The 20,766-nt window shown below is 64.0% G+C and carries 24 protein-coding genes and 3 pseudogenes; 16 read left to right on the top strand and 11 right to left on the bottom strand.

What is annotated here, in order from left to right; translation table 11 throughout:
- Positions 1-8: 8 nt before the first annotated feature.
- Positions 9-1,298 carry a GNAT family N-acetyltransferase gene (locus tag FYJ92_RS09205; protein WP_370526257.1) on the bottom strand — a complete coding sequence of 430 codons (1,290 nt, stop codon included), beginning with the start codon at positions 1,296-1,298 and terminating at the stop codon, positions 9-11.
- Positions 1,295-1,768: a hypothetical protein gene (locus FYJ92_RS09200; protein ID WP_185263556.1), complete on the bottom strand. Its 474-nt coding sequence runs from the start codon at positions 1,766-1,768 to the stop codon at positions 1,295-1,297. The genes FYJ92_RS09205 and FYJ92_RS09200 overlap by 4 nt, the downstream gene beginning before the upstream one ends.
- A gap of 590 nt (positions 1,769-2,358) precedes the next feature.
- Between FYJ92_RS09200 and FYJ92_RS09195 the strand changes: the two genes are divergently transcribed.
- From FYJ92_RS09195 to FYJ92_RS09165, 7 genes are all read left to right on the top strand, one after another.
- Positions 2,359-2,817: an Asp23/Gls24 family envelope stress response protein gene (locus tag FYJ92_RS09195; RefSeq protein ID WP_185263748.1), complete on the top strand. Its 459-nt coding sequence runs from the start codon at positions 2,359-2,361 to the stop codon at positions 2,815-2,817.
- The gene (locus FYJ92_RS09190; RefSeq protein WP_185263555.1) at positions 2,814-3,005 is read left to right on the top strand and encodes a DUF2273 domain-containing protein; all 192 of its coding nucleotides are present in this window, start codon (positions 2,814-2,816) and stop codon (positions 3,003-3,005) included. The genes FYJ92_RS09195 and FYJ92_RS09190 overlap by 4 nt, the downstream gene beginning before the upstream one ends.
- Complete coding sequence (locus FYJ92_RS09185) at positions 3,002-3,400, top strand: hypothetical protein (RefSeq protein WP_185263554.1); 399 nt, start codon at positions 3,002-3,004, stop codon at positions 3,398-3,400. Before FYJ92_RS09190 ends, FYJ92_RS09185 begins: the two co-directional genes overlap by 4 nt.
- Positions 3,397-3,978, top strand: coding sequence for a hypothetical protein (locus tag FYJ92_RS09180; RefSeq protein WP_185263553.1), 582 nt, complete (start codon positions 3,397-3,399; stop codon positions 3,976-3,978). Before FYJ92_RS09185 ends, FYJ92_RS09180 begins: the two co-directional genes overlap by 4 nt.
- Positions 3,975-4,580: a hypothetical protein gene (locus FYJ92_RS09175; protein WP_185263552.1), complete on the top strand. Its 606-nt coding sequence runs from the start codon at positions 3,975-3,977 to the stop codon at positions 4,578-4,580. Before FYJ92_RS09180 ends, FYJ92_RS09175 begins: the two co-directional genes overlap by 4 nt.
- Before the next feature lie 97 nt (positions 4,581-4,677).
- Complete coding sequence (locus FYJ92_RS09170; RefSeq protein ID WP_185263551.1) at positions 4,678-4,908, top strand: CsbD family protein; 231 nt, start codon at positions 4,678-4,680, stop codon at positions 4,906-4,908.
- Between the two features lie 105 nt (positions 4,909-5,013).
- A complete protein-coding gene (locus tag FYJ92_RS09165; RefSeq protein ID WP_255482369.1) occupies positions 5,014-5,226 on the top strand; it encodes a GlsB/YeaQ/YmgE family stress response membrane protein in 213 nt (70 codons plus the stop codon).
- 376 nt (positions 5,227-5,602) lie between these two features.
- Here the strand turns inward: FYJ92_RS09165 and FYJ92_RS09160 are convergent, their stop codons facing one another.
- Positions 5,603-6,751: a hypothetical protein gene (locus FYJ92_RS09160; RefSeq protein ID WP_219729700.1), complete on the bottom strand. Its 1,149-nt coding sequence runs from the start codon at positions 6,749-6,751 to the stop codon at positions 5,603-5,605.
- 66 nt (positions 6,752-6,817) lie between these two features.
- Complete coding sequence (locus tag FYJ92_RS09155; RefSeq protein ID WP_185263549.1) at positions 6,818-7,168, bottom strand: HPF/RaiA family ribosome-associated protein; 351 nt, start codon at positions 7,166-7,168, stop codon at positions 6,818-6,820.
- Positions 7,169-7,709: 541 nt separating this feature from the next.
- Here FYJ92_RS09155 and FYJ92_RS09150 point away from each other — a divergent pair.
- The 4 genes from FYJ92_RS09150 (at position 7,710) to FYJ92_RS09135 (ending at position 10,780) form a co-directional block, all read left to right on the top strand.
- Positions 7,710-8,279 (top strand): RNA polymerase sigma factor, encoded by a 570-nt coding sequence (locus tag FYJ92_RS09150; protein ID WP_185263548.1) that lies wholly within the window; start codon positions 7,710-7,712, stop codon positions 8,277-8,279.
- Positions 8,276-8,869 (top strand): Asp23/Gls24 family envelope stress response protein, encoded by a 594-nt coding sequence (locus tag FYJ92_RS09145; protein ID WP_185263547.1) that lies wholly within the window; start codon positions 8,276-8,278, stop codon positions 8,867-8,869. Before FYJ92_RS09150 ends, FYJ92_RS09145 begins: the two co-directional genes overlap by 4 nt.
- On the top strand, positions 8,866-9,240 hold the full coding sequence (locus FYJ92_RS09140; RefSeq protein ID WP_185263546.1) for a hypothetical protein: 375 nt from the start codon (positions 8,866-8,868) through the stop codon (positions 9,238-9,240). The genes FYJ92_RS09145 and FYJ92_RS09140 overlap by 4 nt, the downstream gene beginning before the upstream one ends.
- 709 nt (positions 9,241-9,949) lie before the next feature.
- Complete coding sequence (locus tag FYJ92_RS09135) at positions 9,950-10,780, top strand: hypothetical protein (RefSeq protein WP_255482368.1); 831 nt, start codon at positions 9,950-9,952, stop codon at positions 10,778-10,780.
- Between the two features lie 513 nt (positions 10,781-11,293).
- On the opposite strand, the pseudogene FYJ92_RS19010 reads toward FYJ92_RS09135, so the two are convergent.
- A pseudogene (locus FYJ92_RS19010) lies at positions 11,294-11,549 on the bottom strand (IS4 family transposase); the annotation flags it as partial.
- Positions 11,550-11,963: 414 nt separating this feature from the next.
- Here FYJ92_RS19010 and FYJ92_RS19305 point away from each other — a divergent pair.
- Positions 11,964-12,365 (top strand): DUF3040 domain-containing protein, encoded by a 402-nt coding sequence (locus FYJ92_RS19305; protein ID WP_370526255.1) that lies wholly within the window; start codon positions 11,964-11,966, stop codon positions 12,363-12,365.
- 315 nt (positions 12,366-12,680) lie between these two features.
- Here the strand turns inward: FYJ92_RS19305 and FYJ92_RS09125 are convergent, their stop codons facing one another.
- Complete coding sequence (locus FYJ92_RS09125; protein ID WP_185263544.1) at positions 12,681-12,905, bottom strand: hypothetical protein; 225 nt, start codon at positions 12,903-12,905, stop codon at positions 12,681-12,683.
- A 542-nt stretch (positions 12,906-13,447) separates the two neighbouring features.
- Positions 13,448-13,867, bottom strand: a complete 420-nt coding sequence (locus FYJ92_RS09120) for a PRC-barrel domain-containing protein (RefSeq protein WP_255482367.1) — start codon at positions 13,865-13,867, stop codon at positions 13,448-13,450.
- Positions 13,868-14,284: 417 nt separating this feature from the next.
- On the opposite strand from FYJ92_RS09120, the gene FYJ92_RS09115 reads away from it, so the two are divergent.
- A complete protein-coding gene (locus FYJ92_RS09115; RefSeq protein WP_185263542.1) occupies positions 14,285-15,613 on the top strand; it encodes a DUF2254 domain-containing protein in 1,329 nt (442 codons plus the stop codon).
- Positions 15,614-16,311: 698 nt separating this feature from the next.
- On the opposite strand, the gene FYJ92_RS09110 is transcribed toward FYJ92_RS09115, so the two are convergent.
- The 3 genes and pseudogenes from FYJ92_RS09110 to FYJ92_RS09100 form a co-directional block, all read right to left on the bottom strand.
- A complete protein-coding gene (locus FYJ92_RS09110; protein ID WP_185263541.1) occupies positions 16,312-16,500 on the bottom strand; it encodes a hypothetical protein in 189 nt (62 codons plus the stop codon).
- 47 nt (positions 16,501-16,547) lie between these two features.
- A pseudogene (locus tag FYJ92_RS09105) lies at positions 16,548-16,950 on the bottom strand (Na+/H+ antiporter NhaA); the annotation flags it as partial.
- 507 nt (positions 16,951-17,457) lie between these two features.
- Complete coding sequence (locus tag FYJ92_RS09100; protein ID WP_185263540.1) at positions 17,458-17,796, bottom strand: hypothetical protein; 339 nt, start codon at positions 17,794-17,796, stop codon at positions 17,458-17,460.
- A gap of 188 nt (positions 17,797-17,984) precedes the next feature.
- Between FYJ92_RS09100 and FYJ92_RS09095 the strand changes: the two genes are divergently transcribed.
- The 3 genes and pseudogenes from FYJ92_RS09095 (at position 17,985) to FYJ92_RS09085 (ending at position 19,985) form a co-directional block, all read left to right on the top strand.
- Positions 17,985-18,263 carry a hypothetical protein gene (locus FYJ92_RS09095; protein WP_185263539.1) on the top strand — a complete coding sequence of 93 codons (279 nt, stop codon included), beginning with the start codon at positions 17,985-17,987 and terminating at the stop codon, positions 18,261-18,263.
- Positions 18,264-18,802: 539 nt separating this feature from the next.
- A pseudogene (locus FYJ92_RS09090) lies at positions 18,803-19,138 on the top strand (threonine/serine dehydratase); the annotation flags it as partial.
- Between the two features lie 388 nt (positions 19,139-19,526).
- Positions 19,527-19,985, top strand: coding sequence for a universal stress protein (locus FYJ92_RS09085; RefSeq protein WP_185263538.1), 459 nt, complete (start codon positions 19,527-19,529; stop codon positions 19,983-19,985).
- 97 nt (positions 19,986-20,082) lie between these two features.
- Here FYJ92_RS09085 and FYJ92_RS18815 read toward each other — a convergent pair whose 3' ends face one another.
- Complete coding sequence (locus FYJ92_RS18815) at positions 20,083-20,289, bottom strand: hypothetical protein (RefSeq protein WP_255482366.1); 207 nt, start codon at positions 20,287-20,289, stop codon at positions 20,083-20,085.
- Between the last annotated feature and the right edge of the window lie 477 nt (positions 20,290-20,766).

Below are 20,766 nucleotides of genomic sequence, written 5' to 3'. Positions count from 1 at the left end.
AGGAGCCCCTAGAAGTGGGTCAGGCAGTGCGTGGCACGCTCAACCGCAAACATGCCACGAACCTGGAGCGCCGCGCCCTGCTTGTGTTCGCGGATCCGCCCAGCTGCCGCCAGCGTAACCGGGCAGACCGCACCGAGATAAATTGATGACAGGGCTGAGACGTCCAGGGTCAGGTCAGCCGGTTCCTCCGCGTCGAGGCGTACGACCGCGGCCTCGCCGGCTCTGACCTCCAGGGCGTAAGTCCCAGTCGTCAGGCCAAGCGGATCATGCACGGCCAGGACCAGCCGCCCGTCCACCGGATAGCGCCGGGCTTCCAGTGCCTTTTGGATGTCCAGGATGCGGAGCCAGAGCATGTCCCTGCCGTCCGCGGATTCGATGCACCGCGGATCGGCCAGCGCCCAGGCCAGTGGATCGTCGACCGGCGCCTCGGCCCACGTCACGCGTTCCACGAGGTCGATGGCGGCCAGGAACTGCCAGAGCTCCAGGTACGCGTGGTTGGTGGCGGCCACGAGGTCCACCACTTCGACGGTGTAGGGCTCGGTATCCCAGCCCAGGAATTTGTAGGAGACGTAGCCGTCCACGGTGTTGCCGGGTCCGTAGTGCAGCGCCACCTTGACGGCGGGATCCTCCTTGCCGTCCCGGCCCAGGGATCCCGAGGCGAGCTGGCGGTACCACTCCTGGCGGCCGATCGATCCCGGAGTCAGGCGGTGCACGCGCTCGAACACTTCCGGGGCCAGGTCGAGCAGCACACGCGGGTCCGCGATGTCCACGGCGCCGACGGCCTGGTGATTGAGGCGAAACCGGGCAGTGGTATCCACTTTGACGGTCCGTTCGAAGCTGGCCACCCCATAGCCGAAGCGTCCGTAGATGGATCCCTCTGACGCAGTCAGGGCTGCCATCGCCACGCCATCGTCCTTGGCCATGGCCAGGTCCTCGGACATCATCCGGCGCAGCAGGCCGCGCCGCCGATGCGAGGTCCGGACCGTCACCGCGGTGACAAGCTGGGTTTTCAGCAGTCGGCCGAAGCCGATGTTAAGTGTTTTGCGCAGGGTGCCGAAGGTTGCCACCGGCACCTCCGCGGGGAGCGACCCCGGCGCGACTTGCCTCGTCTGGTAGGCGCCAGTGAAGATCCGTTGGTCAACTGTGTAGGTCTCCAAGGACTTCGCAACATGTTCCGGCGTCCGTGTGGGGTCGTGGAAGCCAAAGGCCACCGCCTTCACCCATGATTCGGCGTCGGGATACCCCGCCTCACCCTTGGCTACCGCCATGAAGCGCCGGATTTCATAGTCATCACTCAGTTCAGCCACACCGCCGAGCCTAGCCAATGAATCCCGCGCCTGGCCAGCAGCAACTCGCGGGTGCCGGCACGAAATCGCTCAGAGCCGTCGCACGGGTTGGCGCAGGATGGTTTTGAGCTTTTCCGGTGCGACCCTACGGACGTCGAGAGGCCATCGTCGAGGATCTCAAGGCGGAGCAGGTCCAGCCCCGGAACGTGCCTCGTCGCCGCCTTCGCGATACCGTCCTGCACCTCGCCGGCGCGGATCCAGCCCGGCTGCGGAATCATCATGGTCCACTTCCAGTCTTCCATTTCGCCACGGGTGAAGGCGTCAGGATCATCCGCAGTCCAGAGACCCTCCAACGGTCCGACGGCGTAGTCCCGACCTGAGTGCTTGCTGGCAAACTTCACAGCGTAGGACACCGAGTACAGCGCTTCCAGGGCGGCGGCGTAGGCGGGAGCCGTCCCCGAATTTCCCTGCCCGTCCAGCATCAGGTAGGGGTGGCTTGTGAAAAAGTGAAATATCCGACGCTAAGGTTTGGCCGGGCGGCGTAGTGGCCTGTGTTGGCCGGGTTTGATCTCCGCCCGCTGGTTCAGCCGCTGGATGATGGGCGGCGCCATCTACGGCCGTCCCGGGAAGTGCGCGACTCACTCACCCACACCACCGAAGAGGGAGGGTATGAACTTCTGGGACACGGCGATCGGGAAGATTTCACGGATATTGGGGCAGATGGAATTCATTCAGACCTCACTGGACCGGTGGGGTTCTGATCTGCCGTAGTTAAAACCGTTTTCCCGAACCGACCGGAGCTGCATCTGGTGTATAGAACGATCTAACAGGGGCCTTATATCCAAGGTTCCAGTCAGTCAGCGAACCGCACTGCCAACGGCGGTCCGCGGCATCATCCCCAGCGACGTCAGTGTGATCCACATCACGCCAAATGTGCCGTGAGGTTTGCGGAGGCGGGAGCGTCTTAAGGGTACGGGCATCACTACCGATGGCCGGCGGATCTTAGGAGTGATTTGTTGTGACAACTCAACCGCAGGGAACCTCGTCCCCGACCCCTTCTCCGGAGCCAGAACTGGGCCCTGATGCCTCACGGCGCGGCGACGCGGGCGCGACCCCGACGGGGCCGGACCGCGGGCGTGGCACCACCACCATTGTTGACAGTGTGATCGCCAAATTGGCGGGCCTCGCAATCGCCGATATCCCCGGCGTCTATGCCTTGGGCGGCGGCGCCGCCCGGGCGCTGGGGTCCATCCGGGAAGCGGTCGGCATGGCCGACGTGACCCAGGGCGTGTCCGTGGAGGTGGGCCAGACGCAGGTGGCGGTCGATCTGGTCCTCGTCGCGGAGTACCCGCATCCGCTCCAGGACGTCGCGGAGGCTGCCCGTGATGCGGTGTACCAGGCTGTCGAGGATCTTGCGGGCATGGAAGTCACCGAAGTCAACGTCACCATCACCGACATCCACATCCACAGTGAGCAGAACGACAGTGATGAGAGCACCACAGAGACGCCGAAGGAGGTCCGGGTCTCATGACCGCAACGGTCAGCGGCATGGCCCTCGGAGCGACGTTGGCGATTTCCGGGCTGGCCTTCGGGTTCTGGGGTTTCCTCTTCGTTGCCCTCCTCATGGCCATTGGCGCCGTGCTGGGCCGGGCTGCTGAGGGCCGGCTGGATCTGGGCGGCGTGATGAACGCCCTGCTTGGCAAGAGTTCCTCCTCATGAGCGCGGACCCGGCATCGGCCCGGGCACCGCGGCATGTCTTTAATGTTGTGGGTTCCCGGGCAGGGCACACCAAGGTCACTGCCCATGCCCTGACAAAGGTGATCGAGGTGATCGCCGCCGACGCCTTCGACATCCCGCCGGACAGGGTCACGGTGGACATCCAGGATGCGAAGGGCCGCCTGGGCATCAGCGCCGCAGTAGCCGTTGTTGTCCCCTCCCTGTTGCAGGCAGCACACCGGGGTCCGTCCCCTACAGACGAGACTGTCTATGCGCGCGCCGCGCGGGCCCGGTCGGTGATCATCGACCGCATCGGCCAGGTGGCCGGCGCTGACGTGGACCGCGTGGATATCACCGTCCATGGCATCCACCGGCCACCGAAGGCCAGGGTCCAGTGAGTACAGGGCGGCAAGCCCGGCGGATCGGGCGCCGGGAACTGCATTCAGCCCGGGCCGTGGCATCCGTGATCGTTGCCGTCACCCTGATCATCGTGCTGGTCTGGGTCGGCACGGAGACCGTGCTGTCCGCGTTTGGGCAACGCCCGCTGCTGGCCGCGCCGTGGCAGATGGCCGAATGGGCCGCGGGACTGGCCGCCACCACCGCGCCCGCGGTACTCGTCACTTCCGGCCTGCTGATGGCCCTGGCGGGTCTGGTGTTGATCCTGGCAGGGGTCCTTCCGGGGCGCAGGGCACGCCATCAGCTGGCCCGCGACCGGGCCACTGTCATCGTCGATGACGCGGTGATCGCCGCGGCACTGTCGAAGGTCGCACGTCAGCGCGGACGCCTCGTTCCCGAACAGGTCACCACCACGATCAGTGCCCGAACGATCACCATCCTGATCCGCCCCACCTCCGGGATAGCCCTGGACAGGGATGGTATCGAAAAATTCGTGGAGGCCGAAGCAGCCCGCTACGGCCTGCACCCCGGTCCCCGGCTCGCCGTGCGGGTCAGCGAACAAGGAGCGGTGGGAGTATGAACAGCACCAACCGCGGGCTGAACCGGTTCCTGCTCGCCATCCTCGGGATCGTCGTGCTCGCGGCTGGCGTCCTCACCGGCTGGGCCGGGGCCGCGCCGGAGCTGGCACGGCAATGGACCCGTATCGGGCAGCACACTTTGGCCTGGACCCGGCAGCAGCTGCGCGCGGCACCAATTCCCGGCACGGACACCAGCTGGTGGACCGCGGCATCCCTGCTGGCCGTGGTGCTCGCCCTTGTGCTGCTCGTGTTCTGGATCCGCTCCCAGGGCGGAGGGCACATCCGCAGGATCGGAAACCACGAGGACGCCGGCCGCGGCGCCACGGCCGTGGACGTCTCCTACGCGGCCGAGGCCATCACCGATGCCACCGCAGGCAACGACCAGATTCTCTCCACCACAGTCACGGCCTGGAGACTCAAAGGCGCCGATGCGCTGAAAATCAACGTGCAGGCCAGGCGCGGCGCCTCGCCCGCCGACATCGAAAGCGCCATGGAGGTGGTCATCGCCGGACTCGATACCATCCTGGGCGAGCAGGTCCCGGTCCTGGTCCACATCGGGTCCGGCCCGCGGTCCCGCTTCGCCGGCCCCGAACTGGTCCACTGACCGGCCGCAGGACCCCCGCACCCGCGCACCCGCGCACCCGCGCACCGACACGGGACAGCACAAGAAAAGGCACTAAATAGGAAAAGGACACACGGCCATGGGCATGAACGACAAGGCACCGAACGAATTCGAAGATAAGGACGGGCCCGCCAGGGACGCGGCAGGGAAACTGACTGGGGACCAGGACCTGGAGAAGGAGGGCCAGAAAGACCAAGCGAAAACATCCCTGAAAGACGCCGCCGAGAAGGCCAAGGACGTGGCCGGTGACATCGGGGAGAACATCAAGCACGCCGCACAGAAACTCAAGGAAGGCTTCAGCAAGAAATAGCCGGCGCGCACGCCGGTCACGGTATCGCTGGAAGGAGACGCGCCATGGGCATCCTCGCGTTCATCATCCTCGGGCTGGTCAGCGGAGCCCTTAATCAAGGTCCTGATGCCCGGGCTGGTCAGCGGAGGCTGGCCAACCAGCCTCGCCCTGGGCGTCCTCGGGGCGCTCCTGGGCGGCCGGCTGGACCCGGCCTTGCTCGGAGTCGGACTGGGCACATTCTTCGAACCGCAGACCTGGCTGCTGGCCGTGATCGGTGCAGGCGTCCTGGTCCTGGTCTACCGTGCCGTGAAGGGCCGCCGGCCCACCACACGCCGCTGAGCTGAAGGAGAACACCCAAGAGCCCCGTGTCAGTGGCGGTTGGTGTGTAAACGCCAACTTTAAAATGACCGGAGACGGAGAAGCCGACTGACCGTACCCTTGAATTCCAGCGGTCAAACCAACATGCCGCACCCAGTCAATCCTAAGTTTAAGAGACAGAAGCATCTGGGGGCGGTTCCGGTGAGATGTTCCTGAACCAGGAGCACCGCCCGGCTCCGTCCCAATGGACCCTGCACGGGAAGAGCCACTAATCTTCGTGACCGCTGTCTGCTGTCAGCGCAAGTGAAGACGGCGAAAAGCCCCGCAGTACGCGCGTCAGTGATGCGGGGCCTCCCTGACAACCGCTCCGCGGGATGGTGGAGATGCGCTTTGTGGTTCAGTAACGCAGGAGAGCTACTGCCTCGGTTTCGGTGGGGAGTTCCTCCGATGACACTACGTGGACGTCCCCTCCGTGTTGCAGTGTCTCGATTGCAGCGACGCCTAAAAGATCTTCTCCCGAGGATTCGAAGTCGGGTCCTGCCTCAAGTTTGTCAGCCTCGCGGTCGTAATGTCCCCAGATCGGCTCGCCGTCGTGAAGGAGTAAAGTGCTGATCCGTCCCTGGTGTGACGCCCGCACGATGTCCGCGATGTCGCTTGTCGCTGTGGGCTCGCCCCGGCCCAGAAGTTCAGCTGCGTTGTTTAGAGCCTCCACCCGCCCGCTATCCAACCGCCCTTGCACCTTTGCGTAAGCGAGACTGTGAAGCCCTGAAGTATCGAGGGCGTTCGCGTTGACCTCCACGACTCCTGCCAGGAACTGGCCAAGGTCACTCGATTGCTGGAAATGCCCACCAATTTCAGCGTCCGCGACGAGTACCAGGGGTTGGGGGCTCGCGGAAAGAATATTTTCAGTAGCCTTGGCCACCTCCGCTACGAATTCCTGGAGGCGCGTTTTCCTGAAATCAGGTGGGCTGTCCCCGTATACCTGTGCGTTCGGGATATTGGCTGTCCCTACATTGGGACGCGCAGGAGGGCTGGCCTGCACCGGGTTTTCATAATCGTTTTCCACCGACGTTCTCTCCGGAAGGGCGACGGTTCTGTCCTCAACGAGTTGGTAGCGGGACGCGCTGAAGAGGGTGGCTTTATCACCCGTCACGGTCAGGACGGAGAAATGGCCGTCTGCCGCCAGTATGGGCAGCAGAGGCCTGATGTGGAATTTTTTGCCTACAACTACGAGTTCTTCGAAATTAAGCGGAACCCTGTATTCACGCGTTTGATTTTCGTCGATGAATAGAGCCAGTCCAGTGCTCTGGTGCTGCCAAAAATCGCGGTCTTCCGAGAGGGCTGTGGCGGGCTCCAGGATGGTAACGGCGTCTGCTTCGGACAGGCCGGCCATAGTGAGTCTTGACTGGGCGTCGGCGAGCAGGTTCTTCAGGCGGATAGGGTCCTGCCGGACCTCTTTTCCGGTGGGATGGGTCGGCATGAAAATCGAGACCGCAGTAGATGATTTGCTTGCTATCAGTCGAGTCAGATCGGTTTGGGCGAACAATTTAGGTCCTTTCACAGAGCGTGCTTGGTACCACTTCATTGGTGAGCAGATTCGAGGACTTGAGTGTTAGGAGGCTCCAGGCCCTCCCATCGGCTGGTTTCCTTTGCGTCTATCGAGTTTGCCCATCTTGCTGTTGAGCAGGCTGGAGAGTTTGTTTGCTGCTCCCGCGAAGGCTTCCTCCAATGAGCCTGCGTTGTGTGAGACAGCCACCGGTTGTTGTCCGGCTACCCGCGCCTCGATAGTGCAGCGTTTGTCCCCACCACCGGATTTGTCCGCGTTTTCATCGACCAGATGTACCTCAACCCGGGTGATCTGATCGGCGAATCGCGACAGCCTGCTACTGACAGTGGATTCGATCTCGCTGGTTAATTGTTCGCTGCCCTCGACGCTACTGTTTGTGCTGACCTGAATTTGCACGGGCGTTCACCTTCTCTCGCTTTCGATAACAGGAAGGACCAGTGGCGAATACTGGGTGAGGCGATCCGCCCGGTACCTGTTTGCGGGCCCTCGCTGATGATTGGTGATCATTCGATCCTAGGGCGGAGGGAGGGGGGTGGCCAGCGGTAGAGCACCCTTCCTCACGAGCACAGCAATGAAGCCGCCCCTGGCAGCACGCCCTCGATCCATCCCGTGCATCCGGACAGGGATGCCGGTTGGCAAGGCGCTGGAGGTCAGTCCGCGCGGCATATCGGGAGGCCGTTCGCATTCAGGCATGGTTGGGTTTTGGTTGGTTCGATAGGGGCAGTGGGTCCGTGAAGGCTGCGAGGTAGCGGAGACAGTAAAGGCTAGGTGAGCCCGGAAGGCGGCCCGGGTTTAGCCAGGAAGGATCATAATCCACGCCGCTGAGCACCGGAACATGCGGTGAGCACTTGTGGACCCGTCCCGCCAAGACCAGGAGGGCCCACGAAAGGACCTGGCATGTCTGGTCCCGCGGTTTCGGTGACGGTAGCGTGTTCCCATGAGTGATCCTGTTGGTGGAAAGAGCCGGCTGTGCCACGTCCCGGATGAATTGCTGGCTGAACGTGCCGGCGACGGGGACGTGGTGGCCTTTGAAGTGCTGGCAGCCCGGCATGCCCCGGCGATGCGTGCCTACGCCCGCAGGCTCACCGGCTCCCTGGCCGACGCCGACGACGTCGTCCAGGAAGCCTTACTCCAGGCATGGAAACACCTCGACACCCTCCACGACAAAGCCGCCGTGCGGGCCTGGCTCCTGCGCATCACCGGAACCCGCGGCATCGATACTCTCCGGCGCCGCAAATACCACCCACCCGGCACGGCCCTGATCGACACCCCCGATCCGGCACCCGGTCCGGAAGGGGCAGCCGAGCTGAACTCCGAAGTCGCCGCGATCTCCCTGGCCCTGGCTGTTTTGCCCGAAGAGCAGCGCCGGTGCTGGGCCATGAAAGAGATCGGCGGAATGTCCTATGAGGAGATAGCCCACGCATTGAACATCACCCCCACCAGCGTCCGGGGCAGACTTGCCCGGGCCAGAGCCGCGTTGCTAAAGACCATGGAGGACTGGAAATGAGTGCCCCCACCGGCGGTACCGGCTGCGGACGCAGCATCGAAACGCTCGCCAGCTACCTCGACACCGGTACCTCCCCCGACGCAGCGCACATCTCCTCCTGCCCCCAATGCCAGGCCGGACTGGCCGCCCTGCGTCAGCTCAACAGCCTCACCGGCGAACTCCTGGCCCACGACCTCAGCATGGCTGCGGCGCCGGAACAGACCTGGCTGCGGGAGATCCTGGCCAACCTGGGCCTTGAGACCCGGGCCGGGCGGGCCATACCGATCAGGGCGGAAGACCACAGCGACGAACTCTCCCAGACCGAAGGATCGGTCATAGCCCTCATCCGCAACGTCGGAGACACCATCCGCGGGGCAACCATCGGTAGATGCCGCCTACGCGGGGACATCACCGTAGCCGGCGCGCCCGTGGACCTGGACGTCCGGGTCTCCGCCTTCTACGGCTACCGGCTACCCGCCATGGCAGAGCGGCTCCGCAATGAAATCGGCACCGCCCTTGCCACCCACACCGAACTGAACCTGCACACCATCAACATCACCATCACGGACCTGCGCACGCTTCCAGGCCACCCGGAAGAAGCAAACCCATGAACACCCCCGAACACCTGAAGCGCCTGATCCTGGACATCCCCGGCGTCACTACCCTCTTCACACCGGACCCGCAATGGCCCCGCAACCCCGGCATACTGGCGGGCACGGATGGCCTGCCGGACCCAACCACTCCGCTCAGCACCCGGAGCGGCGCCACCAGAGTGCAGGTCCGCATCGGCGTTGACGATTCCCGCCCAGCACCGGAGCTGGCCCGCAGCGTCGCCGGATTCATCCGCCACCATCTCACCACGGGCCCCTCCGGTACCCCTGGGCCCATCACCATCAACGTCCAAATAGGCCTCATCACCAGCACCATCGCCGCCGCTTCCGCCGACCTGGCCAAGACCTCCGGGGACCAGATTCCCGACTGAATGAGCCCGGGCCTGAGCCGATGGCACATCCGCCAGGACTCCCTGGCCATTGGAGGACGGAACAGGGATCAGGGGCGGCTTTGGCCGGCTTCGCGCAGGGACTGGGCCGCGTCCAGAATCCGGCGGGGCAGATACGCAGCACTGCTCGTCGCTGAGCAACACCGCACGGGCTGCTGGCGAACCACGCCCCAAATCGTGGATCGTCGTCATCGCGCACCGAAGATCCTCCCACAGGCATGGATCTCCGGGAAGACCTCCGGGTGCATGTTCACACCGTCCGGGGCGGTACGCCTTGCGCGGAGGTGTGCTTCACGAAACATCGGGAAAGGGACGGCATCCGGCTGGTCCCTCCCCCGAGGTGTTGGGATCGTCCCCGGCATAACATGATCCCACGGGCGTGGAGGCCGAGGTGGCAAGGGTTTTGCGAGGGCTCTTGGGGCAGGCGGTTGAAGTCCTCGCCACCGGGCCGCGACCATTCACCCCCACGGCCGCCGTGGTGTCTATGAGCTGCGGAGGCCGCAGTTCTCAAGTAAGGCCGTTCTCGATATCCTTCGTTTTCGGGAACGAAAGCGACCGGGCGGCAGGAAGATGTCGCGGCAGGGGACCCCGCCGTGCCCAAATGGGTCGGGGCACGGTATTCCCGCTCCCTATTAAAACTTCTACGCTAGGAACACTGGGTATGGTTCCTATTCCGAAGGGGTTGTACGTGATGAGAAAAGTTCCTGCGCTTGGATTGGTGACGGCAGCGATGATTGCCTTGGCCGGATGTACCGGCGGCGGGGGGACCTCCGACCCATCCGCCACGACGGCAACAGCTACGGCCACCCAATCGGCACAAGCCAAGGTCTACAGCGAGGATGAACTCCGGACCCTGATCTCCGGCATGACCGATGCCGACGGCAACGAACTGAAGCTTTACTCCAAAGAACAGGTGAACCAGGGCGGGAACATCGCCAACCTGCTCATGAGCACCGCCACTGTGGACCCCAAGGACTGCAAGGACATTGCCACGGCGGGGCTGCTGGACACCGTGGAGAACGGTACGGTGGCCGTCGCAATTTCCGGGGGTGACCAGCCGCGTACGCTGTCCGCCCAGTCAGGCAGCCAGGACCCGGATGCCGTGAACGTACTGCAACAGATCAGCGGCAAGATGGACCAATGCGCTCAGTTCTCCGTGGCGGCCCTCGGCCAGTCCTACCAGGTCTCGTCCAAGGAACTGCAGGCCAACACGGATGCCCAGATGACCTTCGCGACGGTCAGCACCCGCAGCGGGGGAAACCAGGGGAAGCTGATGCAGGTCTCGGCTGCCCAGGGAAGGTTGCTGGTCGTCGCCACCAAGGGTGGGACCAACCTGGGGGACCAGGACCAAAAGGAACTCGAAGACCTGATCAATAAGGTGCTCCAAAAGGCCCACACTGGAAGCGGAACCTCCAGGCCGACGTCAACCAGCAGCGCCTCACCGGAGGATTCAGCATCACCCACGGCCACCGAGTCGGAAAACAACGAGACGTCCTCGCCGTCACCCACGGCCACGCGCTGAGGACAACGCGCGAAGGGCGGGGCATAATCAGGGCCTCGTCAACCTTTCGGCCTGCCGCTTAACCGGATCGTCCCGGAGCTGAGGGAACGGCTGAAAGCGCGCCAGTACGGTCCCCCTCCTCTCGGTGCTGGCACCGCTGCGGCGGGGCGGCCCTCGTATGGTCGTGGACGACGCAGGGTTCGGCCCTCGCTTCCATGCGGCACGTCCTCCGAGGACCCGGGTCAACGCCAACAACTGCGAGATGGAATCCCTCCTGCTGACTGAACTTCAGGGAAACTGACCCCGGGGGACGTGTGTGCCGAACTCAAAGACGGTGCAGCCTCGAGTGGCCGGCCAGAGATCTTGCGCTTGACTACACGGGGTTCGGTGCGTTGTCAGCGCGGCGGCAGAAAGTTATTGAGGATCTCGCCGCTGAAGTTGGCGAGGGCTGCGCTGAGGCGTTCCGGGGAGCCGGGCGGTCAGCGAGGGTTCGCCCTGGGCGGCCCGGAAAATGCGAATGAAGGAAAACCGTTAGGGATCTTCCTCGAAAAGCAGTGCGACTTCGCCGATGAGGGACCGCAGGGCGTTGTGCACGCCGAGGTAGCCGTAAATTTCCTGGAGGACTCCGTCGGCGTTTTGGAGCGCAGAACGTTTCCGGGGCCGCGCGGATGGGTTTTGAGTTCGTTGAAACAGGACTCGATTTCCCGGCGCCGCCGTAGAGACCTGCCGGGTCCTGTACCGGTGCTGCGTCCGGGGCCACGAGGGTGGTGATAACGCGGAAATCACTGGTGTTTCCCTGCTGGTGACGGCATGAGCGCCTCGATCAATTCCTCCAGACGGGGCGTTATAAAGGACCGGGGCGGAGCATTGGGCACCGTATGCAGGCGTGCTCGGGAATGCACGGTCTCCCGTAGGCCCGTCCGCAAGTTCCGAGCTCGACCTTTCGCTTTTTGAAGTGATCGTGAGATTCCTGGATTTCTGCAGCTTCACCCCCTGCTGGCAGTCGAGCCGCACCCCAACCGGACTAGGCATCTTGGGCCGCAGGTTCCGGGTCCCTCCGGTGGGCATGTCAAGGCGCCATGGCCTGGTCCCGCCCAAGGCCTTGGCCGGGTGCGTTGGTCTCTGCGGGGATCCAGGCCAGGCGCCGTGAAACTCAGGCATCGGGACCCTGACCATATGGCTGGGGTCGGTGAACGGGCCGATAATGAAAAGAACGGGCCTGCCGGCCGCCAGGCTATCCAGCTGTACGCGCCGACCACGGCGGGCAGGAGGAACGGCAATGGCATTATCGGATTTTGAGCGCAGACGCCTTGAGGAACTCGAACAAGGACTGCTCCACGACGCCCCGGATCTGGCCCACGTTCTGGAATCGAGGTGGTCATCCCACCGGCGCTCAGCACGCAGGGTCTTGGGCGTTCTAGCTCTGATCGGCGGCTTCGCACTGGTAGTCGTTGGAATCGCCGCGCAGCTTGCAATCGTTGGGATCATCGGTTTTCTCCTGATGATTGCTGGCACTACAAGTTACTTCGCCACCCATCCGGGGCCCCGGGGCCATCCTCAAGGCCCGGGCAAACCACCGAATGACAAGCGCTGGCCGACTCAGTAGCCGATGTGCTGCACCTCGCATTTGTTCGGTGCCCGGCTCTACCTGGGAACGTCCCGGGTGGACCGCGATGGTGGCCAGGGGGCGGGGCCGGGGCCGGGTTGGCCCAGGTGAACAGTCCTGAACAGCCGATGCGAGTCCCTTGGTGTCGCATGTGATTACGGTACCAAGGACTTGACCACCGACAGATACGCGACTGCCGCACCCCTGGCAGGAAACCTGAAACAACACCCAATGATCAGAGAGCCGTCAACCGGCTCACACGATGACCACCGCACTTCCCAACGTTCATCCGCTCCGGATCGACTCTCAGGAGTTTTACCCTCCGTCGCTCCAGCCGGCGGTTTGCGAATACCGGGCGAGCACGCTGCCGCTGCCGAACTCAGAGCTGGCCACTGCGCTGAAGCGGATCACCGCCGATCTGGCCCCTGCCTCGGCCAGCGCAGCGCCGGCACTAACCAAGGCTTCCCCCAGTGAGGCTCCATCCACCGCGGAGCGGATGCCGGCAGTCTGCTTGATGGTGTACTCAACGTAGTAAGGCATGACGGAAGCATGGCATACTCACGCGGCCGAGGTCATTCATTGTTCCCTGGACGTGGCACCTATCGCGGCGGCAGCCACACTCCCCGCCGAGGGCCATCCGACCTGGGCGCCACCCCCCCGCAAACAGTTCCCCGGCCCGGCGCTGGAGGTCCACCCAGCAAAACACCAAGCCTTCCTGCAGATCTGCCTCGAGAGGCGGGGCCGGACTGATCATAACGAGTCCTGGACCCGGTCAGAGCCAGGAGAGTCAGACTGACAGCCATCCATCCACCGCCCACCCACCCACCACCCACCCATGAGAAAGTCAAAGCCCCTGCCCTGTTGCCTCATGGTCAATGGTTGGGGAAGGGCGGTTGGGTGCCTCAATATGACAGGGTCCGGTTCGAGGCCTCATTGGAACCAGGTGACGTTTAGGTCTTTCAGGAACCGGCGCGGACCGGAGCCCGGTCGGCCGCCAGGTCCTTGCCTGGGGCTTCGTGCTGCACGTGGGGAGGAGTCATGTGCGGCGCGGTCTCGTCCGGGATTGCTGGAACCGGCCGGTGCTAGCGGGGAAATGGATATCCGGTCAGGACGTACCCTGAAGTCCAATAGGGCATGTAGTTGTAGTGGCCGTAGACCGCTTCCTGGTAGGCCTGGGTGCTGCTGAGTTCGGGGTCGTACTGGGGTGCTCCGGCGATGTGCTCGCGGGTCTGGTCAATGTTGACTTGGTCTTCGTTGATTCCGGTGACGGCGTCCACCGGAATGAACGATTGTTCCTTTCCGATCCCGAGGAACCCTCCGGAGGCGACAATCAGGAACCGGACCCTGTTATCCACCGGGTCGATGAGAAGGTCCTGGATCTTGCCGATATCTTCGCCGTCACGTGATTTGACCTGATAGCCGCGGATATCCACCTCACCCAGTGCCACGGTCTGCTCAGTATCACTGAGCTTTAGCAATTCTCGGGCTTCATCTGCACTCACCGGTGTACTCCAATGCTCGATTTGGTTTACTGACCCAGGATGGGCCCGATCCGCGCTCGACGGCGTTCGGCTGGCAGGGGTCTTCATCTTTTATTAACGGCGTGGGAACCGCGCGCAGGAACCAAAGGCCCACCACTGCCAGCCTAGGCAGGAAGTGTGACGGGCACAACAGGCTGTTGGGCCTTTCCCGGCTGACCGGCGCCCGGCCGGCGGGGTACCCGGTCATCGAAACTCGGCCGGGCCGCTGGCGGACCTATGCCGAGTCCGAACCGGCCGGTCCTGGCGGCTGCGGCGGAGGAACTCTCCTCGCATGTATGGCCAGCAGGCTGAGGAATGTGTTAGAAAGAAGGCCGCGACCGGCGTTCCCGGCAGAAGCACCAGGCGTGCCGCCAAACGCTAGGAGGGGAACTGGTGGTTATGACTAACGGCAGAATGGCTCGGGTATGGGACATGCTGCGGACGCAGTTGTGGCCCTTGCCTGCTGCGGCTGTGGTCGTGGCTGTGATTCTGGGCGGAGCCCTTCCTGCACTGGACGCCGCCGTGGACGACCAGCTGCCTGAAGGGGTCGCTGTCCTGCTTTTTGCCGGTGGTCCGGAGGCAGCCAGGGCGGTGCTGCAGACTATCGCGGGGTCCTTGATCACAGTGACGTCGCTGACCTTCTCCCTCACCGTTGTGACCCTTCAGCTGGCCAGCGGCCAGTTCTCTCCGCGCCTGTTGCGGACCTTCACCAGTGACGGGTTCGTCCACGCGACGTTGGCGTTGTTCCTGGCGACCTTCGCGTTCGCTCTGGCGGTCCTGAGAAGTGTCCGGACTGAATCCAGCCAGGGCCCGTCCTTCGTACCTGAACTCTCCGTCACCGTCGCCTACGCCCTCGCTATCGCCAGCATCATGTCACTGGTGCTGTTCCTGGCCCATCTGACGCGCGAGATCCGCGTCGAAACCATGATGCGACGCGTCACCGGCGAAACCCGGGACAGCATGGACCGTGTCTTTCCCGCCGGCCGGCCGGCACCTCCGCCTGAACCAACGGCAGAAAGCGGGGGTGTCCGCATCCTTTGCTCTCACTCCGGCTTCCTCACCGCCGCAAACAAAAAAGCCCTGCTACAGGCCGCGGTCGAGGCGGACGCCGTGATCCGGGTCGACCGCGAGCCTGGCAGCTCCCTGATCGAGGGAACCCCGTTTGCCACTGCCTGGCCGTTGGCACCCAAACCGGCCTTGCCTCCCGAGGTCTCGGATCAGCTCCGGGAGAAGATCAACGCCGCGATTGAGACGAACTCTGAACGCACCAATGTCCAGGACGTCGGCTACGGCTTCCGCCAGCTCGCCGACGTCGCAGCCCGCGCCCTCTCGCCTGGCATCAACGATCCGACGACGGCGATGCACGTGCTCGGCCATCTCTCCGGGCTGCTGTGCCGGCTGGCCGACCGTAACCCGGGCCCTGACCTGCTCGCCGATGACGACGGAACCGTCAGGGTCATCCTCGCCCAGCCGGGGTTCGGGGATCTGCTGGAGCTCGCGGTGGGACAGGTGAGGCTTTACGGAATCCGTGACCCTGCCGTCGTCGGAAGGCTCCTGTTCCTTCTACAGGAGGTGTCATGGTGCGACAAAAACGGCCTGTACAGGCACCAGATCCGTGAACAGCTGGAACGGCTGCGCGGAGCCATCGACGCCAGCACATACCTCCCGGCCGAACGGAGCCGGCTCAAGGACCTCGCAGACGCTGTCGAAAACAGCCCAAACCTCTGATACCCGCAGGCAAATACCGCCCATGGTCCGGCCCATAGCCTGCGAAGCCTGAAGGCGGCGGAAGGGCAAGCGGAAGCGCCGGCGGAGCGAAGATGAGCGCCGGAAAGACCGGAGCGTGTCCATCAAGCAGGCCGATGACAACCTCGCCATGACAGCGACATCTTCGGGGGCAATGCCTTCCTCCCGGTGCTCTTCCTGATCGCCGCCCGTCATATCCGGCAAAGCCGTCCTGCCCTCCGCGAATACCACCGACATCTACCTGACCGAGATCCACCATCGCGCCCTGACCGCGCGCCAGCCCTGCCCGGTGAGAACCGTCGTGCACGCGATGGAAGCACCGGACTCCGCCATCCACATCTATGAGGCACCGGTGAAGGGGACCGCGAGAGTGGTGTCTACCTACGCTGGCCGCGCCGGAGTTGACCGGCACGCACGAGAATGAGCACCCGATCGCCAAGGGGGCAGCTTGTGAATTCGTCGTAATATCCGGCTGTGAGTCTTGGTGTGGCTGGTCTGGGACTGGTTGGCAGGGTTGGTGTTGCCTGGTCACCGTCAACGGTGACCAGGCCACCGTCACCGAGAAAGTCGCCGGACTTCGCCGCCATGTTCAACGGCAGCCCCTACCCGCACGTCCAGAGCCGTACACGGCGTGCCTTGCCGGCGTCCCCGCCGTCGAGGGAGTGCAACCATGACGCTGCTTACTGCAGGACGGTGCCGGTGGAGCGGACCACGGTCCCGGTGCTTTGGGATCGTCCGGTGACATCGATCTGCACCCGGCTCCGTGTCAAGGGCGCTTCGAGGGCGGTGGCCAGGTCCGGTAGCGTGGAGGTCTCCAGCCGGCGCAGCAGCTCCCGGACGTCGGCCCGATCGTTGACCGTGACCTTCATCGTCAGGTCAGGTTCGTTGGCGGTTCCCCGCAGCAGGGCCGAGGAGCCCGCAAAGTCTCGGGGCTGGCGAAGTTGACCGCAGCGTAGATGAGGGCCGGAACCATCACTCCGCCTGCCGCGGCTGTGACTGGAACACTCGCCTTGTCCAGCTGCCGAAGGTCCCCGGCCACACACTCCCTCTTGAGCTCAAGACCCACCAGGAAGAAAAAGACCGCCAACAGTCCGTCCGCAACCCAGGCACCAAGGCTGAGTTCAAGGTGCCAGGGCGCATAACCGCACCTAAAATCCGTACCGCAAAGTAGCTCTCGGACGCCGGGGAGTTGGCCCAGATGAGTGCGATGAGAGCAGTGTTTCCTTGCGGAGAATCGCACCGATCCGCAGCGCTTCGGTGTAACTGCCGCGACCAAAGACTGTGAACCGTGACGGAGCGGTAGAAGAATTCTCGTCCATGGTGGTGAGTCCCCCACGTAGATCGGACTAACGCTGCCGTGGCGGACATCCTTCTTCGGGAGATCGGCGGGACCGATGCGTTCCGTCACCCGCCGCCATGTCCTGGCCGGACCGGGCAACGGCGTTGGACTGCTGGCCGAAGAAGCCGATGTTCAAGAAGTGCTGCGTAGCCATCGAGCGGCCCGGCAGTACCCGGTTTATCAGACGCCTTTCTGCGTGGCAGACTGCGCCATGATCGACCGGATCATGATCAACCTGAACCTCTCCCGGCGCCCGAAGCCGGATCTCCACCTTCCTCGCCGGTGCTTTTCTGCTGATCCTTTGTCTCCGGTGTGGTCAGGGATCCGCCCTCGTTCTCCCACCGTCCGATCCGTTTCCGCTCCTGCGCGCCGCGGTCCTGCGTCACCCGGGCCAGCCTGGATATCCATCTTTGGATTCGCCGCTGATTGCGTCCAGGTCGGTGCAAAGGCGCGTCGTCGTGATTACTGGTGCCCATGGTTCGCCGGCTTAGCCGGGTTCGACCCCGCCCATCGGAGTGCCGCCTTTGCGGTGGTCACGCCGCCCAAAGGTGGTGTCGAGCACGCTCACCATCTTTCGGAGCGCCCCGTTCAACGCATCGTCCACCGAGGACGCATTGTTGGTCACGACTTCCGGATTCAGGCCCTCCGGCCGGGCCTCGAGCAGACAGCGGATGTCATCGCCGGTGCTCTCATCGCTCAAGTGAACTTCCACCCGCGTCAAGTACGAATCGAATCGTCCGAGCGAGGCTTCCACCGTCGAGGACATCTCGCTACTGGACGTCTCGGAAAGAGAAACGTTGTGGTCTGAATTGATAATGACGTGCATGGGCGCCTCCAAGGCCTTACCGGGCCACTGTTCCGGTCAACAACCCCGCGGCGGTTCACCGCTGAACAGTTCGCGGCCCCACGGCTCATGCTACGCCGTTGAACCTGCCCACGAGAAGTGATCCCGGGCTAACCCTTCCACGGTCAGCTGCGGCTGTCCGCCGGGCCTTCAGGGTTCGGGGCTGTTTCGTGAAGACTTTCCTTACTCCGTGCCTCCAGCTGGTGGCGTTCGAGTTTTTGTTCGGCGTCCTTCCGCCGTTGCCCGAGCGCCTGCAGTTGCTCTCTGGTCAGGACTTCGTGATGGTGACGATGTCCGGTGCTGTCGGCGTAACCCCGGACCGGGTGGCGCCCTGCTTTACCGGAGCTGTTCTGGTTCATTCGGGAATCGTCTCATACCGGACCGCCGCCGCACAGCGTCAATCCCGGACACCGGAATGTGCCCTGACTGCTCAGGCGGTCTACGGCTGACCTGCTGCCACCGACGGCACCGTTGATTAATGGGCGGCACCTTCCATCGGTGGTTGTTGTGTGGACGGGGGTGGAGGTTCAGTCCGGTATTTCCATCTGGAATTTACACGCACATTTCAGAACCCGGGTGCGGAGATAGACGTCCAGGACGGGCTCGCCGGACTGTTCCGTGGTCACCGGGGCATAGACGCTGCGTGTTTCGGAGCCAGCCGTGTGCATGGGTTGACCACAGACCTGGGCAACCGTGGCGGGGTGGGCGTAGAAGAACTCGCAGTCCAGGCAGGTGTAGGCAACCTAAACGAATCCTTCATCAAGAGCGGGACCCGGCTCGATGGAATCGATGACCAGGCGCAGGTCGGTTCGGCACCCGCTGCACCAAAGCTGTCGTCCGGAGGGCCGTGGGGAGTTACCGGGCCGATGGGCATGGGAGATGGTCGACACTGACGGGCTCCTTCTCTAGGAGAGCTTCGACCCGGCTGATGAGCTGTTCCCCAGATCCAGGCAAGAACCGTGTTCCAGACCTCAGGCTACACCCGGGCGCAGGACACCCGGTCGACGTGCCCGTTTCCGGAATCGCAGCGGACTCCCTGGGTGCCAGACGGGTAGGCCAGATCGCATTTGATATGGCGTCCCGCGTTCCGCCGGTCTCGGTACTAGTGGACGACACAGCCATCGTCTCCGCCCGCTCCCAGTTGTGGAGCGACTATCGGATCCCCGCCGAGTACGGTGCAGCGGCGGCATCCGCTGCGGTCACCTCCGGAGCCTACGTCCCCCGCGACGGCGAACGCATAGCGGTGATCGTCTGCGGAGCGAACACCGACGCCTCCACGCTGGAAAGCCCTCCGGAAGGAGTCACCAACAAAGAACCGCGATGACCAAACTGCCCCAATGGGTGACCGTGAACGGCCTGAGACGGCGCAGGACTCGGGAGGAGAGCAGCGGCATCGCTGAACCCCGTGGCGCTGCCGGCCGGGCAGCTTTTCAGGGCCGAGTGTCAACGCCGAGTGAAAATTGACACCTCCGACTGCCATCGCCACCGCATCACGCAGGCGGAGCTTACCCCGTCCCTTGTCCCGGTGAGCGGCGGTCCTGGGATGGAACGCCGCCTTCGGCATCGGAGGTCCGGAATTCATATCATGCACCCAATCTCTCCGGCAGTGTCGAGCGGCTGTAGTGCCTGCGCCGACCGTCGCACTTCCGATTCTGAACGGTGCGGGCACGTTGGGGCTAGGATGCACTTTGTGGCTAGGGAAAGGAAGACAAATGAGCAGTGACAGCGCGTTCACGATTGTGGTGGGGTTTGACGGTTCCGAACATTCTCAGACAGCGCTGAGCTGGGCGGTGGACGAGGCCCGGCAGCGCGACGGTCAGCTCCGCCTGATCACGGCATGGAACAGGGCGCCGATGGCCTGGTATCCGGCTGTGCTGGAAACGGCGGCGGGTGGAATCGCCGATGAAGAGTCCCCGGAGCAGATCGCAGGGACGCTTCAGGCTGAGGCGCTGAAGTCTGCTGCAGATGAGGGGGTGACCGCCACCGGGCAGGTCGTTAACAGTGATTCACCGGCATCGGCAATACTCGACGCGGCCCAGGACGCGGATCTTGTGGTCGTTGGCTCCCGAGGGCATGGGGGATTTCCCGGGTTGCACCTGGGCTCGGTCAGCACCCAGGTCATCGACCACGCGCCATGTCCTGTCCTGGTCGTCCGGCCCAAGACCTCCTAAGGAAAGAACACGGGGCGGTCTTCCGGTGTACGAATAGACCGGTAGCCGGACGCCTTGTCCGAGGCTCCTCGAACGATAGGCTCCATGGTCGCGGGCATCATCGGCTGGGTCGTCGATGGGAGGAAGCCCGTCCGGCCGGCCAATAGCCAGAACATTCACGCCCGGCAATCGTACGCCAGGGAAACAACGCCTCGGCCAGCCCGAGCTGGGCCGCCCGCTCACGCGCCTGGGGCAGGATCGAGTGCCGCCACGCCAGTGCGTCGCGCGCAGCCTGGGGTGCGGTGTAGGTGAGCGCCTGCAGCACGTGTAGGCCTCTGTGTCCCAGAACGCGTGCCCATAATAGCTGGGGCGGTCAAGCCCTTGGCCGGAATCGCCAGCCCCTCCCACCCGCTCTGCCCCGCTGCCGTGAGGGCGACGGTGATATGTTCAGCGACTGCCGGTTGCGAGCGGACCTCCGACCAGCCCTAAGCGACGAACGTGACGAGCCTCGGCCGCTGCCCAGGCTGCAGGGTCGCGGTGAGGGTCACCCGCGCCAGGTCCGGAGGCTGCCAGTGGGTGGGTTGTGGGGTAGGCGTGCGTTTGGTGTGGTGGCGTCCGCGGCAGCTGGCGCCTTTGAGAGCGATGACGTCTGGCGTGGTGGATGAGTCTGTCGATTGTTGCCGAAGCGATGACGTCATCTCCGAGAGGTTCTTCCCGGCGTGCACACCCCTAATTTGAAGCGACCTGCCTACAGGAATCATCACCCGCGACGGTCGTTAGCGGCGCTTGAGGCGCCCTTTCC

This window comes from Pseudarthrobacter sp. NBSH8, from assembly GCF_014217545.1.
GTDB lineage: Bacteria > Actinomycetota > Actinomycetes > Actinomycetales > Micrococcaceae > Arthrobacter.
This window is presented reverse-complemented; position numbering and strand designations above follow the sequence as displayed.